The 15,818-nt window shown below is 59.8% G+C and carries 16 protein-coding genes; 10 read left to right on the plus strand and 6 right to left on the minus strand.

Annotation, left to right across the window (positions count from 1 at the left end; translation table 11 throughout):
* Positions 1 to 147: 147 nt before the first annotated feature.
* Positions 148 to 453 carry a DUF2288 domain-containing protein gene (locus F8N62_RS23130; RefSeq protein ID WP_150712853.1) on the minus strand — a complete coding sequence of 102 codons (306 nt, stop codon included), beginning with the start codon at positions 451 to 453 and terminating at the stop codon, positions 148 to 150.
* 339 nt (positions 454 to 792) lie between these two features.
* On the opposite strand from F8N62_RS23130, the gene F8N62_RS23135 reads away from it, so the two are divergent.
* The 5 genes from F8N62_RS23135 (at position 793) to F8N62_RS23155 (ending at position 5,796) form a co-directional block, all read left to right on the plus strand.
* Complete coding sequence (locus F8N62_RS23135; protein ID WP_150712854.1) at positions 793 to 1,920, plus strand: branched-chain amino acid ABC transporter substrate-binding protein; 1,128 nt, start codon at positions 793 to 795, stop codon at positions 1,918 to 1,920.
* Positions 1,921 to 2,153: 233 nt separating this feature from the next.
* Positions 2,154 to 3,077: a high-affinity branched-chain amino acid ABC transporter permease LivH gene (gene livH, locus F8N62_RS23140; protein ID WP_150712855.1), complete on the plus strand. Its 924-nt coding sequence runs from the start codon at positions 2,154 to 2,156 to the stop codon at positions 3,075 to 3,077.
* Positions 3,074 to 4,330, plus strand: coding sequence for a high-affinity branched-chain amino acid ABC transporter permease LivM (locus F8N62_RS23145; protein ID WP_150712856.1), 1,257 nt, complete (start codon positions 3,074 to 3,076; stop codon positions 4,328 to 4,330). The genes livH and F8N62_RS23145 overlap by 4 nt, the downstream gene beginning before the upstream one ends.
* On the plus strand, positions 4,327 to 5,094 hold the full coding sequence (gene livG / locus F8N62_RS23150) for a high-affinity branched-chain amino acid ABC transporter ATP-binding protein LivG (protein WP_150712857.1): 768 nt from the start codon (positions 4,327 to 4,329) through the stop codon (positions 5,092 to 5,094). The genes F8N62_RS23145 and livG overlap by 4 nt, the downstream gene beginning before the upstream one ends.
* Complete coding sequence (locus tag F8N62_RS23155) at positions 5,095 to 5,796, plus strand: ABC transporter ATP-binding protein (RefSeq protein ID WP_150712858.1); 702 nt, start codon at positions 5,095 to 5,097, stop codon at positions 5,794 to 5,796. It abuts the gene before it with no gap.
* Positions 5,797 to 5,990: 194 nt separating this feature from the next.
* Here the strand turns inward: F8N62_RS23155 and F8N62_RS23160 are convergent, their stop codons facing one another.
* Positions 5,991 to 6,899 carry a LysR family transcriptional regulator gene (locus F8N62_RS23160; RefSeq protein ID WP_150712859.1) on the minus strand — a complete coding sequence of 303 codons (909 nt, stop codon included), beginning with the start codon at positions 6,897 to 6,899 and terminating at the stop codon, positions 5,991 to 5,993.
* Between the two features lie 105 nt (positions 6,900 to 7,004).
* Between F8N62_RS23160 and F8N62_RS23165 the strand changes: the two genes are divergently transcribed.
* From F8N62_RS23165 to F8N62_RS23175, 3 genes are all read left to right on the plus strand, one after another.
* Positions 7,005 to 7,604 (plus strand): short chain dehydrogenase, encoded by a 600-nt coding sequence (locus F8N62_RS23165; RefSeq protein ID WP_150712860.1) that lies wholly within the window; start codon positions 7,005 to 7,007, stop codon positions 7,602 to 7,604.
* A 178-nt stretch (positions 7,605 to 7,782) separates the two neighbouring features.
* On the plus strand, positions 7,783 to 8,436 hold the full coding sequence (locus tag F8N62_RS23170) for a COG3650 family protein (RefSeq protein ID WP_150712861.1): 654 nt from the start codon (positions 7,783 to 7,785) through the stop codon (positions 8,434 to 8,436).
* Positions 8,437 to 8,530: 94 nt separating this feature from the next.
* Complete coding sequence (locus F8N62_RS23175; protein ID WP_150712862.1) at positions 8,531 to 10,144, plus strand: NAD(P)/FAD-dependent oxidoreductase; 1,614 nt, start codon at positions 8,531 to 8,533, stop codon at positions 10,142 to 10,144.
* A gap of 96 nt (positions 10,145 to 10,240) precedes the next feature.
* Here the strand turns inward: F8N62_RS23175 and F8N62_RS23180 are convergent, their stop codons facing one another.
* Positions 10,241 to 11,335, minus strand: a complete 1,095-nt coding sequence (locus F8N62_RS23180; protein WP_150712863.1) for a PLP-dependent cysteine synthase family protein — start codon at positions 11,333 to 11,335, stop codon at positions 10,241 to 10,243.
* Positions 11,336 to 11,574: 239 nt separating this feature from the next.
* Between F8N62_RS23180 and nhaA the strand changes: the two genes are divergently transcribed.
* The gene (gene nhaA / locus F8N62_RS23185; RefSeq protein ID WP_150712864.1) at positions 11,575 to 12,762 is read left to right on the plus strand and encodes a Na+/H+ antiporter NhaA; all 1,188 of its coding nucleotides are present in this window, start codon (positions 11,575 to 11,577) and stop codon (positions 12,760 to 12,762) included.
* 337 nt (positions 12,763 to 13,099) lie between these two features.
* Here nhaA and F8N62_RS23190 read toward each other — a convergent pair whose 3' ends face one another.
* Positions 13,100 to 13,564 (minus strand): glycine zipper 2TM domain-containing protein, encoded by a 465-nt coding sequence (locus F8N62_RS23190; protein WP_131059267.1) that lies wholly within the window; start codon positions 13,562 to 13,564, stop codon positions 13,100 to 13,102.
* Positions 13,565 to 13,732: 168 nt separating this feature from the next.
* Here F8N62_RS23190 and F8N62_RS23195 point away from each other — a divergent pair, with 168 nt between their 5' ends.
* Positions 13,733 to 13,969 (plus strand): hypothetical protein, encoded by a 237-nt coding sequence (locus F8N62_RS23195; protein ID WP_150712865.1) that lies wholly within the window; start codon positions 13,733 to 13,735, stop codon positions 13,967 to 13,969.
* Between the two features lie 5 nt (positions 13,970 to 13,974).
* Here F8N62_RS23195 and pdxH read toward each other — a convergent pair whose 3' ends face one another.
* Positions 13,975 to 14,622: a pyridoxamine 5'-phosphate oxidase gene (gene pdxH / locus F8N62_RS23200; RefSeq protein ID WP_150712866.1), complete on the minus strand. Its 648-nt coding sequence runs from the start codon at positions 14,620 to 14,622 to the stop codon at positions 13,975 to 13,977.
* Positions 14,623 to 14,646: 24 nt separating this feature from the next.
* Entirely contained in the window at positions 14,647 to 15,780 is a 1,134-nt protein-coding gene (locus tag F8N62_RS23205) for an OmpA family protein (protein WP_150712867.1), read from the minus strand.
* Positions 15,781 to 15,818: the final 38 nt, after the last annotated feature.

Genomic DNA, 15,818 nt, shown 5'->3' on the forward strand with positions numbered 1-15,818 from the left:
TTCGGCTGCTCAATAAACTGTTCCCGTTACGTTTACGTCACCCTCGCCAAGACCCTTCTGTGGCCTTTCTCTACGGCAACATGCCATCACGCTACTCGCCTACACACTTTCGCCCGAGCCCGTCGCGCACCAAAACGGAGCGGCATGTCACTTCGTCGCCCTCTCCTGGATCAAAATCCACGGTGTAACCACCACCGCCCACAACTGCGGATCGCGCTCGAAAAGATCCAGCGCCCGCGTTTCAGACAGCTTGCTCACTTGGTCGGCAGCCAGCCAGGCAGCGACTTTCTCGCCTTCGTCCGTCGCCACGGCCTCGGCGGCCGCGATCAAATCCAGACCCGGGTCGACCCACAATAGGGCACCCTTGGCAAAGAACGGTTCCAGCTCCTTCCAGGTAATAGATGCGGTTTCACCAAGCAGCTTGGCATAGAGGGTGCTAGGTTCTTGAGTCATGGGTCCTGTCCGGAAAAGAAATCGACGTGGATGATAACGTTGGTGGTCTGGCAGAAAAACCCGGATGCAATTGAGTCACCGAATGAAAACTGCAGGAAAGCCAAGGAATGCTGGTATTTCAGCTGAAACCCCCGCCGCAATTCTGTCTTTTTCTTTCAAATAAGCGACACCCCCTGAATTTGCCCCCCGGCGCCAGCTTCCCAGGCTGACAATCGGCGCTCTACACTGTACCGGTACAGTTGCCGGGGGCATTTTCCGGAGGATATCGAAGATATCTGACCCGGTTCTGCTGCCACGGCGCCAGGACTATAAAAACTACAACAGTAAGAGTGGAGCACTATGACTAAGGCTACTAAGCAGATTTCCAAACTGTTTGCCGCTATGGTTCTGGCCGGGGTTGCCAGCCATTCGTTCGCAGCTGACACCATCAAGATCGGCATCGCCGGCCCTAAAACCGGTCCTGTAGCCCAATACGGCGACATGCAGTTCAGTGGCGCCAAAATGGCCATCGAACAAATCAACGCCAAGGGCGGCGTAGACGGCAAGAAACTCGAAGCCGTTGAGTACGATGACGCCTGCGATCCAAAACAAGCGGTAGCGGTCGCGAACAAAGTCGTCAACGACGGCGTCAAGTTCGTGGTCGGCCACCTGTGCTCCAGCTCCACTCAACCGGCTTCGGACATCTACGAAGACGAAGGCGTGATCATGATCACCCCGGCTGCCACCAGCCCGGACATCACTTCCCGTGGTTACAAAATGGTGTTCCGCACCATCGGTCTGGACAGCGCCCAGGGCCCTGCCGCCGGTAACTACATTGCCGATCACGTCAAACCGAAAATCGTTGCTGTCCTGCATGACAAACAGCAATACGGTGAAGGCATCGCCACCGCCGTTAAACAAACCCTCGAGAAGAAAGGCACCAAGGTTGCCGTGTTCGAAGGCATCAATGCCGGCGACAAGGACTTCTCGTCGATCATCCAGAAACTCAAGCAAGCCAACGTCGACTTCGTCTACTACGGCGGCTACCACCCTGAGCTGGGTCTGATCCTGCGTCAGGCGGATGAAAAAGGCTTGAAAGCCAAGTTCATGGGTCCGGAAGGCGTGGGTAATGACTCCATTTCGCAGATCGCTCAGAAGGCCTCCGAAGGTCTGCTGGTGACCCTGCCGAAATCCTTCGACCAGGACCCGGCCAACATTGCCCTGGCTGACGCTTTCAAAGCCAAGAAAGAAGACCCGAGCGGTCCGTTCGTGTTCCCGGCCTATTCGGCGGTAACCGTGATTGCTGACGGTATCAAGGCTGCCAAGAGCGAAGACGCTGCCAAAGTGGCTGAAGCCATCCACGCCGGCACGTTCAAAACGCCTACAGGCGACCTGAGCTTTGACGCCAAGGGCGATCTGAAAGACTTCAAATTTGTGGTTTACGAGTGGCACTTCGGCAAACCAAAAACTGAAGCTTCGCCTCAGTAAGGCCTTGCCTGACTGACTGCCAATAAAGCCCACGGCGTGCCGTGGGCTTTGTTTTACGAACGTACCTGGGCCGCGCTGGCGTGATCCGCCAGTCTCCCCACCTGAAAATCTCAAAACCGTCATCAGCGGTTCGCTGGCAAACCTCGCGTTCGAAGTGGATGCAGATCCACGGGGCTCGAGCGGGAAAATGACTCCACCAGTGAAATGCGTATCAGGTTTTTAGGAGCGCTGTAATGCCTGACATCTATCACTTCCTCCAACAGCTGGTTAATGGCCTGACCATTGGCAGCACGTATGCTCTGATCGCCATCGGCTATACGATGGTTTACGGCATCATTGGAATGATCAACTTCGCCCACGGCGAGGTGTACATGATCGGCTCCTACGTGGCATTCATCGCCATCGCCGGGCTGGCCATGCTGGGGCTCGACAGCGTTCCGCTGTTGATCACCGCCGCTTTTATCGCAACCATCGTCGTCACCAGTGCCTACGGTTACAGCATCGAACGGATCGCCTACCGCCCCTTGCGCGGCAGCAACCGTCTGATCCCGCTGATTTCCGCTATCGGCATGTCGATCTTCCTGCAGAACACGGTTCTGCTGGCGCAAGACTCCAAGGACAAATCCATCGCCAACCTGATCCCCGGCAACTTTACCTTCGGGCCAGGTGGTGCACATGAAGTGCTGATTTCCTACATGCAAATCGTGGTATTCGTGGTGACCCTGGTCGCCATGCTCGGCCTGACACTGTTCATCTCCCGCTCTCGCCTGGGTCGTGCCTGCCGCGCCTGTGCCGAAGACATCAAGATGGCCAACCTTCTGGGCATCAATACCAACAACATCATCGCCCTGACCTTCGTCATCGGTGCCGCACTGGCAGCCATCGCGGCCGTCCTGTTGAGCATGCAATACGGTGTGATCAACCCGAACGCCGGGTTCCTCGTCGGGCTCAAGGCGTTCACCGCAGCGGTACTGGGCGGAATCGGCAGCATCCCCGGGGCCATGCTCGGCGGGCTGGTATTAGGGGTGGCGGAAGCCTTTGGCGCCGATATCTTCGGCGACCAGTACAAGGACGTCGTGGCTTTCGGCTTGTTGGTTCTGGTTCTGTTGTTCCGGCCGACTGGCATCCTGGGCCGTCCGGAGGTTGAGAAAGTATGACTAGGAATCTTAAACAGGCGTTGTTCAGCGCCTTGCTGGTGTGGGCCGTCGCCTACCCGGTACTCGGTCTGAAACTGACCATCGTCGGCATCCACCTCGAAGTGCACGGCACCAGCAACGCCACACTGATCACCATCGCGGTGTGCTCGGTGCTGATGTTCCTGCGCGTGCTGTTCGACCAGCAGATCGGTTCGGCCTGGCGTTCCTCGCCCAACATGCCGTTGATCCCGGCCAAGGCCAGCAACTTCCTGACCCTGCCGACCACCCAGCGCTGGATCATCATTGCGTTGATCGTCGGCGCTCTGGTCTGGCCGTTCTTCGGTTCTCGCGGTGCGGTGGATATCGCCACCCTGGTGCTGATCTACGTGATGCTCGGTCTAGGCCTGAACATCGTAGTCGGCCTGGCCGGCCTGCTCGACCTTGGTTATGTCGGTTTTTATGCCGTCGGCGCCTACAGCTACGCAATGCTGTCGCACTACTTTGGCTTGAGCTTCTGGATCTGCTTGCCCATCGCCGGCCTGATGGCGGCCACTTTTGGCTTCCTGCTCGGCTTCCCGGTACTGCGTTTGCGCGGTGACTACCTGGCGATCGTGACCCTGGGCTTCGGTGAAATCATCCGTCTGTTCCTGCGAAACCTGACCGACCTCACGGGCGGTCCGAACGGCATCAGCAATATTGAAAAGCCAACCTTCTTCGGCCTGACGTTCGAGCGTAAGGCTGCCGAAGGCATGCAGACGTTCCACGAATACTTTGGTCTGGCCTACAACTCCATCAACAAGGTGATTTTCCTGTACCTGGTTGCACTGTTGCTGGCCCTGGCTGCGCTGTTCGTGATCAACCGTTTGCTGCGCATGCCGATTGGCCGTGCCTGGGAAGCGCTGCGTGAAGACGAAATCGCCTGCCGTGCGCTGGGTCTCAATCCTACGGTGATCAAGCTTTCGGCCTTCACCCTGGGCGCCGCCTTCGCAGGTTTCGCCGGCAGCTTCTTCGCCGCCCGTCAGGGTCTGGTGACGCCGGAGTCCTTCACCTTCATCGAGTCGGCAATCATCCTCGCCATCGTTGTATTGGGTGGCATGGGCTCGCAACTGGGGGTGATCCTGGCCGCCGTGGTGATGATCCTGCTGCCGGAAATGATGCGTGAGTTCAGCGAATACCGCATGTTGATGTTCGGCGCCTTGATGGTGCTGATGATGATCTGGCGACCTCAAGGCCTGCTGCCCATGCAACGTCCTCACATGGAGCTGCGCAAATGAGCCGCGAGATCCTCAAGGTAGAAAATCTGAGCATGCGCTTCGGTGGCTTGCTCGCGGTCAACGGCGTGGCCCTGACCGTGAAAGAAAAACAGGTGGTTGCGCTGATCGGCCCTAACGGCGCTGGCAAGACCACCGTGTTCAACTGCCTCACCGGTTTTTACAAACCGAGCGGCGGCAGCATCTTGCTGGATGGCGAGGCCATTCAGGGCCTGCCGGGCCACAAGATCGCCCTCAAAGGCGTGGTGCGGACTTTCCAGAACGTACGGCTGTTCAAGGACATGACCGCGGTCGAGAACCTGTTGATCGCCCAGCACCGTCACCTGAACACCAACTTTCTGGCGGGCCTGTTCAAGACGCCGGGGTTTCGCAAGAGTGAGCGCGAGGCGATGGAGTTCGCCGAGTACTGGCTGGACAAAGTTAACCTGACACAGTTCGCCAACCGCCCGGCCGGCACCCTCGCCTACGGTCAGCAGCGTCGTCTGGAAATCGCTCGCTGCATGATGACCCGTCCGCGGATCCTCATGCTCGACGAACCGGCCGCCGGCCTGAATCCGAAGGAAACCGAGGACCTCAAGGCGCTGATCAGCATGCTGCGTGAAGAGCACAACGTCACCGTGCTGCTGATCGAACACGACATGAAACTGGTCATGAGCATTTCCGACCACATCGTCGTGATCAACCAGGGCACCCCCCTGGCCAACGGCACGCCGGAACAGATCCGCGACAATCCTGAAGTGATCAAAGCCTACCTGGGGGAAGCGTAAATGCTGCAATTCGAAAACGTTTCCACCTTCTATGGCAAGATCCAGGCCCTGCACAGCGTCAACGTCGAAGTCCATCAGGGCGAAATCGTCACGCTGATCGGCGCCAACGGTGCCGGCAAGTCGACCCTGCTGATGACCCTGTGCGGTTCACCGCAAGCCCACAGCGGCAGCATCCGCTACATGGGTGAAGAGCTCGTCGGCCAGGACTCGTCGCAGATCATGCGTAAAAGCATTGCGGTAGTGCCGGAAGGTCGTCGGGTGTTTGCCCGCCTGACCGTGGAAGAGAACCTCGCCATGGGCGGATTCTTCACCGACAAGGGCGACTATCAGGAACAGATGGACAAGGTTCTCGGACTTTTCCCACGCCTGAAAGAACGCTTCGCCCAACGCGGCGGCACCATGTCCGGCGGCGAACAGCAAATGCTCGCTATCGGCCGTGCGCTGATGAGCAAACCCAAGCTGCTGCTGCTCGACGAGCCATCGTTGGGCCTGGCACCGATCATCATCCAGCAGATTTTCGACATCATCGAACAGCTGCGCAAGGATGGCGTGACGGTGTTCCTGGTCGAGCAGAACGCCAACCAGGCGCTGAAAATTGCTGACCGCGCGTACGTTCTCGAGAACGGCCGGGTGGTGATGCAAGGCACGGGTGAAGCGCTGCTGACCGACCCGAAAGTGCGCGAAGCGTACCTCGGGGGCTGAGCCTTCGCGATCAACAAAAACGGCCTTCGGGCCGTTTTTTTGTGCCTACCACAACCTAAACAAACATGAAGATCACTGTGGGAGCGAGCTTGCTCGCGATGACGGCGGGTCAGTAGAAATCAATGTTGACTGTCACACCGCTATCGCGAGCAAGCTCGCTCCCACAGGGTGTGGTGTTGTGTCGGACATTGTCGTTAAAGCCTGTCCAGCGCCTCGCCGCTGCGTTTGAACCAGCCAATCAAATAATCCGCGAGCACCTGCGTGCGCTTGGGCAAACCACCCTGATACGGATGCACCAGGTACATCGGCATACGACGTGTCTGATAATCACGCAGGAGCCAACGCAATCGCCCGTCGGCCAATTCCGCCTGCAACAGGTAGGACGGCAGACGCGCAATGCCGGCGCCGGCCAATGCGGCTTTTTTCAGCAGGCTGTAGTGGTTGCTGGCGAACGGTCCCGACACGCGAACACGCAACAACTCGTGTTGCTGGTGATACAGCCATTCTTCGCGGCCGCTGTAGTGGCTGTTGAGTAAACAGTGATGCTCCGCGAGGTCCTGCGGGGTCAGCGGTTCGCCGTGCTGCTCAAGGTACGCCGGGCTGGCGCACGTCAGCTCGTGCCAGGCCAGCAGTGGCCGCGCGACCAGCCGCTCGTCATTACCGACGTCGGAGCGAACCGCCAGATCAAAACCGTCGCGGGACAAATCACGGTAGCTGTTGCTGAGGTCGAGTTCGATCTGCACCTGCGGGTACTGGTGAGAAAACTCCAGCAACAGACCGTCGAAGAAGGTTTCTCCCAGCGACACCGGAACCGTCATACGCACCGGGCCGGCCATATCGTCTTTCAACCGCGCCAATGCCTGACGCGCCCTTTCCACTTGCACCACCAGCGCCTGGGCCTGGGGCAACAGCGCCGCCCCCGCCGCTGTCAGGCTCAACCGACGGGTGGTGCGTTGCAGCAAGACCACGGAAAAACGCGTTTCCAGCAGGCTGATGCGCTTGGACAACTGCCCTTTGCTGCAACCCAGTTGCTGCGCCGCCAGAGTAAAACTGCCCGCTTCGATCAGCACCGCAAACGCGGCCAGATCATCCATTTCGCTCATGGATTGTTTCCATTTGAAAACCAAAGGTTGCCTATTAGCGCGCTTATCCGCAGAAAAAACCACTCTAGACTGAGCCTTCTTTCCAACCACTCGGGGTTCATCAGCATGAAAATTCTTTTGATAGGCGCAGGCGGCACCATCGGCTCGGCGATCGACAAAGAACTGTCCGAACGTCACGAGATCATCCGCATGGGCCGCAACAGTGGCGATTTGCAGGTGGATATCAGCGACAGCGCCTCGATTCGCAAGCTGTTCGCACAGACCGGCAAGTTCGACGCGCTGGTCTGCGCTGCGGGCAACGTGACGTTCGCCCCACTCGACGATATGACCGAAGACAGTTTTGCCCTCGGCCTGAAAGACAAGCTGATGGGTCAGGTCAATCTGCTGCTGATCGGTCGCGAATTCGCCAACGATGGCGCATCGTTCACCTTCACCACCGGCGTACTCAGCCACGACCCGATTCGCAGCGGAGCATCTGCGGCACTGGTCAACGGCGCCCTCGACAGCTTCGTGCGAGCCGCTGCGATTGAACTGCCACGCGGGTTGCGGGTGAACTCGGTGAGCCCTAACGTCTTGCTCGAAGCCATGGGCAAATACGCGCCGTACTTCCGCGGCTACAAACCGGTTCCGGCAGTCGATGTGGCACTGGCCTACGCCAAAAGCGTCGAAGGCCTGCAAACCGGCCAGACCTTTCACGTCGGCTGAGAACACCAATGTGTTGGAGCTGCCGCAGGCTGCGATCTTTTGATCCTGGGCGTCGCCATATCGCTGAAGATCAAAAGATCGCAGCCTGCGGCAGCTCCTACATAAGGCATCCGCGATACGGGGTTGTGATGAACGGTCAGGCTGCGTAACGTGGCGGCACTTGTCTGGAGAGCCAAAGATGCGTGTTGCCCGTTCCTTAGTCCTTGTTGCCCTGCTTCCGCTGTTCGCCGCCTGCCAGTTGCTGGACGGCCCGCGAGAAAACGCATCCCACGTGGGCCAGACCCGAATGCAGGGCCAGTTGACCGCGGCCGACGGCAAGCTGTTGTTCCAGCCGTGCAACGAGCAGCGCAGTGTCGTGGTCAATGACACCGGCGGCACCAGCGTCCTGCAAGAAGCCGCGACCCTCGCCGATGCCCAGGGCAAGCTGTTCGCTGACGTGCGCGGGACGCTCGTCGAGAGCCGCCTCGATCTGCAACAGCTGTACCGCGTCGAGCGCTCGGGTACCGCGTGTGCCGACCCGAATTTCAAGTTGCTGATCCTGCGCGCCGCCGGTCATGGACCGGAGTGGAACGTCAAAGTCAGCGGCAAAGGCATGGTCATCGACCGTGCGGGGCAACCGCCGCTGGCCGTGCCCTATGTTGAGGAACAACTGGGCGATGGTCGTTTCAACCTCAGCACCGAAGCCAACAACCAGCACATCGAACTGTGGGTCGCCCCGCAACGTTGCGTCGACAGCAGCACCGGCAGTGTCCAGCACATGAGTGCCGAGCTGCGCATCGATGGCCAGGTTCAACGCGGCTGCGGGTATTTCGGCGGATCACGCGACGACTGATCGTTTAAGCCTCACGGGACCGGTCTGTTGCGGCTTATAATCGCCGCCTTCAACGCCTTGGCGCAGTTGTGCGCCCCGCGAACCGGATCCCGTCATGTTACGAATCACTGAACTCAAGCTGCCGATCGACCATCCCGAAGAAGACCTGCGCCCTGCCATCGTGCAGCGCCTGGGCATCGCCAGTGATGACCTGCTCGATTTCACCTTGTTCAAGCGCAGCTACGATGCGCGCAAAAAGTCCTCCGAACTGTGCTTCATCTACACCATCGACCTCACCGCGAAGGATGAGGCAGCGTTGCTGCTCAAGTTCGCCGATGACCGCAACGTCCACGTGGCGCCGGACGTCAGCTACAAAGTGGTCGGCCAGGCGCCGGCCGACCTGGAGCAACGACCCGTCGTTGTAGGCTTCGGACCCTGCGGGATTTTCGCCGGGCTGCTGCTCGCGCAAATGGGCTTCAAGCCGATCATCCTCGAACGCGGCACCGAAGTGCGCCAGCGCACCAAAGACACTTGGGGCCTGTGGCGCAAAAGCGTGCTCAACCCCGAGTCCAACGTGCAATTCGGTGAAGGCGGCGCCGGGACGTTCTCCGACGGCAAGCTCTACAGCCAGATCAAAGACCCGAAATTCATCGGCCGCAAAGTGCTGCACGAGTTCGTCAAAGCCGGCGCGCCGGAAGAAATCCTCTACGTCAGCAAACCGCACATCGGTACGTTCCGTCTGACCGGCGTGGTGGAAAACATGCGCGAGCAGATTCGCGCCATGGGCGGTGAAGTGCGCTTCCAGCAGCGTGTCACCGACGTGCTGATCGAGGACGGCCAACTGGTCGGCGTCGAGCTCAACGGCGGTGAGCGAATCCATTCGAAACACGTGATTCTGGCCCTCGGCCACAGCGCCCGCGACACCTTCCGCATGCTCCACGGCCGTGGCGTGTTCATGGAAGCCAAGCCGTTCTCGGTGGGTTTCCGCATCGAGCACCCGCAGTCGCTGATCGACCGCGCACGCCTGGGCAAATACGCCGGGCACCCGAAACTCGGGGCTGCCGACTACAAACTGGTGCACCACGCCAAGAACGGCCGCTCGGTCTACAGCTTCTGCATGTGCCCGGGCGGCACGGTGGTCGCGGCGACGTCCGAACCGGGCCGCGTGGTCACCAATGGCATGAGCCAATATTCGCGTAACGAGCGCAACGCCAACTCCGGGATCGTCGTCGGCATCACCCCGGAGGTCGATTACCCGGGCGGCCCGCTGGCCGGTATCGAATTACAGGAACGCCTGGAATCTCACGCCTTTGTGCTCGGCGGCAGCAACTACGAAGCACCGGCGCAGCTAGTGGGCGATTTCATTGCCGGCAAGCCGTCCACCGAGCTGGGCAGTGTTGAACCGTCCTACAAACCCGGCGTTGCACTGGGTGATTTGGCTCTGGCATTGCCGGCATTCGCCATCGAAGCGATTCGTGAAGCCTTGCCGGCGTTCGAGAAGCAGATTCGCGGTTACTCGCTGCATGACGCAGTGTTGACCGGGATCGAAACGCGCACCTCTTCGCCGCTGCGGATCACCCGTAACGAGTCGATGCAGAGCCTGAACGTGAAGGGCTTGTTCCCCGCGGGTGAAGGCGCAGGTTATGCGGGCGGGATTCTGTCGGCGGGTGTGGACGGGATTCGGATCGCAGAAGCCGTAGCGCGCGACATCCTCGGCCTGAACGCTTAAGGGTTTCACAACAAAACGATCGCAGCCTTCGGCAGCTCCTACATGAGACTGCATTCCTCTGTAGGAGCTGCCGAAGGCTGCGATCTTTTGCTTTCCTCAGATATTGGCGCGCAGCACCGTGGCCGGCAGCGGCTCCCCGCGCTCGACACTCGCCGCCACCACATCCATCAACCCCTTCAACTCATACCCTTGAGCCTTGAGCCAGGCCTGATCGTAATAACTGGTTTCATAGCGCTCGCCACCGTCGCACAGAATCGCCACGATCGACCCCGACTCCCCCGCTGCCGCCATCTGCTGTGCCGCCATCAGCGCGCCGATCAGGTTGGTCCCACTCGATCCACCGACCCGACGTCCCAAGTGTTGCGCCAGGTAATGCATCGCCGCCAGTGACAGCGCGTCCGGCACTTTGACCATCGCGTCGATCACCTTCGGCAGGAACGACGCTTCGACCCGGGGCCGACCAATGCCTTCGATCCGCGAGCCGTGATCCAGGCGCAGGCTGGCATCGCCGGTCAGGTAGTAATCGAAAAACACCGAACGCTCGGCATCGGCGCACAGCACCCGGGTGCAATGCTGGCGATAACGCACGTAACGCCCGAGGGTCGCGGTGGTGCCGCCGGTGCCGGGGCTGGAAATCAGCCAGCTCGGTTCCGGATGCTGTTCGAAACGCATCTGATGGAAGATCGATTCGGCAATGTTGTTGTTCGCCCGCCAGTCGGTGGCGCGTTCGGCGTAGGTGAACTGATCGATGAAGTGCCCGTCATGTTCGCGCGCCAGGCGTTCGGATTCGGCGTAGATTTGCGTCGGATCGTCGACCAGATGGCTGTTGCCCCCATAGAAAGCGATCTGCGCAATTTTCTCCCTGGACGTGGTCGCCGGCATCACCGCAATAAACGGCAGGCCCAGCAATCGGGCGAAATACGCCTCGGAAATCGCTGTCGACCCACTGGACGCCTCAATCACCGGCGCACCGGGTTTGAGCCAGCCGTTACATAACGCGTAGAGAAACAACGAGCGCGCCAGGCGATGTTTCAGGCTGCCGGTCGGGTGGCTCGACTCATCCTTGAAATACAGCTCGATGCCCGGAAAACCCGGCAGCGGCAACGGGATCAGGTGGGTGTCGGCGCTGCGCTGGAAATCGGCTTCGATGATCCGGATGGCTTCCCGGGCCCACTGTCGGTGGTCGCTCATGGTGGTTTTCTCGTTGAGACGGCCTTGTCGCAAGGCTCAGCCCTCAAGCTTAGGAAAGATCCTACATCCCGCATAGATACAGCTGAGCTTCAATAGGTCCGGCAACTGCTAGGCTCTGCTCCGTGCCCACCCTTTGCGTTGTAACGGCATATAACAAAAAAGAATATAACTTTTGTTTTAACAACTAACGGTACGGGTTAGGGTGTGCCACCTTTTTGATTATTCGATGGAGAGCGACCTTGCCTCTGCGTAGCACTTTCACGCGTTTCTTTCAGTTGGAAGCTGCCAGCGGTCTGCTATTGATCGCCGCGGCAGCCCTGGCCCTGGTCATCAACAATTCCCCGCTGTCGTGGATCTACAGCAGTTTTCTGGACACGCCAGTCGTTGCCCAGATCGGTGCGTTGCAGATCGCCAAACCTGCGCTGTTGTGGATCAACGACGGCCTGATGGCGCTGTTTTTCCTGCTGATCGGCCTCGAAGTGAAACGTGAAGTCCTTGATGGCCAGCTCTCGAAACCCTCGCAGATCGTCCTGCCGGGCGCAGCCGCCATTGGCGGCATGGTCGTGCCGGCATTGTTCTACTGGTTTCTCAATCGCGATAACCCGGCCGCCCTGGCTGGCTGGGCCATTCCGATGGCCACCGACATCGCCTTCGCCCTCGGCGTGCTCGCCCTGCTGGGCAAACGCGTGCCGGTCTCGCTGAAGCTGTTCCTGATGACCCTGGCGATCATCGACGACCTCGGCGCCATCATCGTCATCGCCATCTTCTATTCCGGCACCCTCTCGACCTTGTCCCTGGCGTTCGCGGCAACCTGCATCATCGCGCTGATCGCAATGAACCGGCTTGGGGTGGTCAAGCTCGGGCCTTACATGATCATCGGGTTGATCCTGTGGGTATGCGTACTCAAAAGCGGTGTCCACGCGACGCTGGCGGGCGTGACCCTGGCCTTCTGCATCCCGCTGCGCACGAAAAACGCCGAACCTTCGCCGCTGCTGACGCTGGAACATGCTCTGCACCCGTGGGTGGCCTACGGCATCCTGCCGCTGTTCGCCTTCGCCAACGCCGGCCTGTCCCTGAGCGGCGTCACCGTGGAAAGCTTCACCCATCACGTGCCGATGGGCATCGCGGTCGGCTTGCTGCTGGGCAAAACCATCGGTGTGTTCGGCCTCACTTGGCTGGCAGTAAAAATTGGCATCGCCGCCCTGCCCCAAGGCGCTAACTGGGGCCAGGTGCTGGGTGTGGCAATTCTCTGCGGGATTGGTTTCACCATGAGCCTGTTTGTCGGTTCGCTGGCGTTTGTACCGGGCGCCAGTGAATACGCCGGAATGGACCGGATGGGGATCTTGACCGGTTCGATATTGGCGGCGCTGATCGGGTATGCGGTGACGGCGGCGGCGAGTCGCAAGAGCGCTGCGCTGCCATCCTGATCAACAGAAACAACTCCTGGCGCTATTAGAGACGCGTCCTACAGCCACCACCCGCCTCGTTCGTTAACGTCGCACAACCCTTTAAAGAGGGTTGTCGACTAACGTATGAAAATCATCCCTCTGTAGGAGCGAGCTTGCTCGCGAAAAACGTCATTGCAACGCACTCATTCAGACAGGGCGCGTTATTGTTCAAGTCCATCGCAGGCAAGCCAGCTCCAACAGGGGATGCGTACGGCGCGTATCAACGAAGTAACGGATATGTCGTCGACCCGAACCCCCCTGCAAAAAAACCCCGACCAGCTGACGCTGATCGGGGTTTCTTTTCACCCGCTTGGGCTTAGTGCGAAACGCGGCTAGTACCATCCACAGTAGCAATCCGCACCCGCTCACCCACACGGAATACTTCATTCTCCTGAACCTGCTGCACGTAGGCGCGCATGCTGCCGTCGTCTTCGCGAACGGTGATTTCAACGCCCTGAGCACGGGTCAGGCCTTCTTCGGTTGCCGAACCGAGCAGACCACCGGCCACAGCGCCGATCACCGCGGCGACGATGCTGCCACGACCTCCGCCGATGGCACTACCGCCGACACCGCCGACGACTGCACCGGCAGCGCCGCCGATCGGGGTTTTGGTGCCTTCGATTTTCACCGGACGCAGGGATTCGATGGTGCCCATGCGAACGGTCTGCACTCGACGCGCTTCGTCACGGGAATAGGAGTCACCGGTCAGGCTCGATTGGCAGCCGGTGAGCAACATCGCCATCGTGGAAAAAGAAGCAACCAACAGAACAGACTTACGCATAGCATCAACTCCAAAGGACAGGTAGCCATTAAACTCCGCAGCTTGACGCCTGTCACGACGTCGCCCGGATAAAAATGATTTGATTCAGGCCAGGTACAGGCGCCTCCACGAACTCAACACGCACTGGCGGCCATTCGCAGCAACTGCGCCGCTGGCCCAAGGATTGTCATGGATTACTTCATCATTGTCGTCACCACTGTCGCCGGCCTGTACTTCCATGGGTGGTTGTACGTTCGGATCAAACGCTGGATGGACCGCGATCTGGCGTTAGCCCTGGCAGGTAACGACGAGCATAAAAAAGTCTTTATGCTCCAGCAACTGGCGAACGCTCAGGCACAGAAGATCAAGCGTCGGGACCTGCCGCAGTGGCTCGAGGCCGCTGCGGCAGGCTATCCCGGTCGGTAGACTGCCTAGGGTGCCAGACGTTCAAGAATCCAGTCGGTGCCCTGGGAACGGTAGTTGAGGCGATCGTGCAGGCGGCTCGAACGGCCCTGCCAGAACTCGATGCGCTCAGGTAGCAGACGATATCCGCCCCAATGCTCGGGGCAATGGGGCTGTGTGTCGCTGAAACGTTGCTCGGTGTTCTTGAGCAGCGCTTCCAGTTCAGCGCGATCGGCGATCACGCGGCTTTGCGGTGAAGCCCAGGCACCGAGACGACTGCCCAGCGGCCGCACCTGGAAATAGGCATCGGACTCCTGCGGCGTAACCTTCACCACCCGACCTTCGATGCGTACCTGGCGCTCCAGGGCCGGCCAGAAAAACGTCATGGCCGCGAACGGATTCGCGGCCAGGTGCTGGCCCTTGGCGCTGTCGTAGTTGGTGAAGAACGTGAAGCCCTGCGTGTCCAGGCCCTTGAGCAGCAGAATGCGGCAATGCGGCCGACCGTCCTTGTCGACGGTGGCCAGGGTCATGGCGTTTGCCTCCACCGGTGCCTGCTCGGTTTTCACCGCGTCGGCGAACCACTGATGAAACAGCGCGAACGGCTCGACCGGGGCTTGCGCCTCGGTCAGGCCATCTCGGGTGTAATCGCGACGCATATCAGCCAGGCCCTGGGTCATGGCGCATTCCTTTTGGTTAACGAATCACTTTTTCACAGCATCGGCGGCAACGACTTTCTTGTCAGCGGTCGCGGCTTTGGCCGGCGCGGTCTTCTTGGCCGGCGTCGCGGTTTTGGCCGGTGCTTTCTTGGCTGGAGCCTTGGCAGCGGCCTTCTTGGCCGGGGCTTTTTTCGTGGCAGGCACGGCAGCTTTCTTCGCCGCCGGTGCCGGGGTAACCGGCGTGGCCACTGGCTTGACGTCCTGGGCCGCGACCAGTCTCACCGGCGCCGGAGCGGGCATGTTGTACTTGCTCAGCAGCGCAATCATGGTGTTTTGCGGGGTCACCAGCAATTCGACGCGACGGTTCAAGGCACGGCCTTCCACACTGTCGTTGGCCGCACGCGGGGCTTCACTGCCCATGCCGCGCAGCATCAGGCGATCACGCTGCAGACCGCTGAGGCGGAAGATCGCCGCCACCGCTTGTGCGCGTTCCTGACTCAGTTTGACGTTGGCCGGTGCGGCGCCCGAGGTATCGCTGTGGCCGAGTACCAGCACCGCGGTCTTCGGATCGAGTTCGAGGATTTTCGCCACGCGAGTGAACGGACCCAGGGTCACCGGCAACAACATGGCCGGGCGATCAGGGTTGAACGAGCCTTCTACCGGCGCGGTGACGACCAACACGTTTTCACGGCGCTCGAGTTGCAGGTTGCTGTCCTTGATCGCCGTGCGCAGGCGCGGCTCGTAATCGTCGAGCCAGGCTTGGGTAACTTTCGGATCAGGCATCGGCACGACTTTGGCGGCGGGCGACTCTTTGCCGCCGAACGGCCACCACCATTTGGCACCCGTGTCGGTCTCGGCCTTGGCCACTTCAACCGGTTTGGCTTCAGGTTTTACCTCTGGTTTTTTGTCCGGAACCTCTTCGGAACCGAATGGCCAGTACCAAGGGTTGGAGCTTTCGGCCTTGGCAACCGGAGCGGCCGCGACCGGTTTCACAGGAGCTGGAGCTGGAGCTGGAGCTGGCGCCGATGCTGGTGCTGGTGCTGGTGCTTTAACCGCAACTTTGTCGGAAGAACCGAAAGGCCACCAGCTGCTGCCATCAGAATCATTTTGTGGGTTCTGTGCACAACCGGTGACAGCGACACACAGGGCCAAAGCGAGGGTGGTTTTATTGAATGACATTGGATATCCACAAAATGAAGTCATAAAAAATCAGGCCG

It is taken from the genome of Pseudomonas fluorescens, from assembly GCF_902497785.1.
Classification (GTDB): domain Bacteria; phylum Pseudomonadota; class Gammaproteobacteria; order Pseudomonadales; family Pseudomonadaceae; genus Aquipseudomonas; species Aquipseudomonas fluorescens_BO.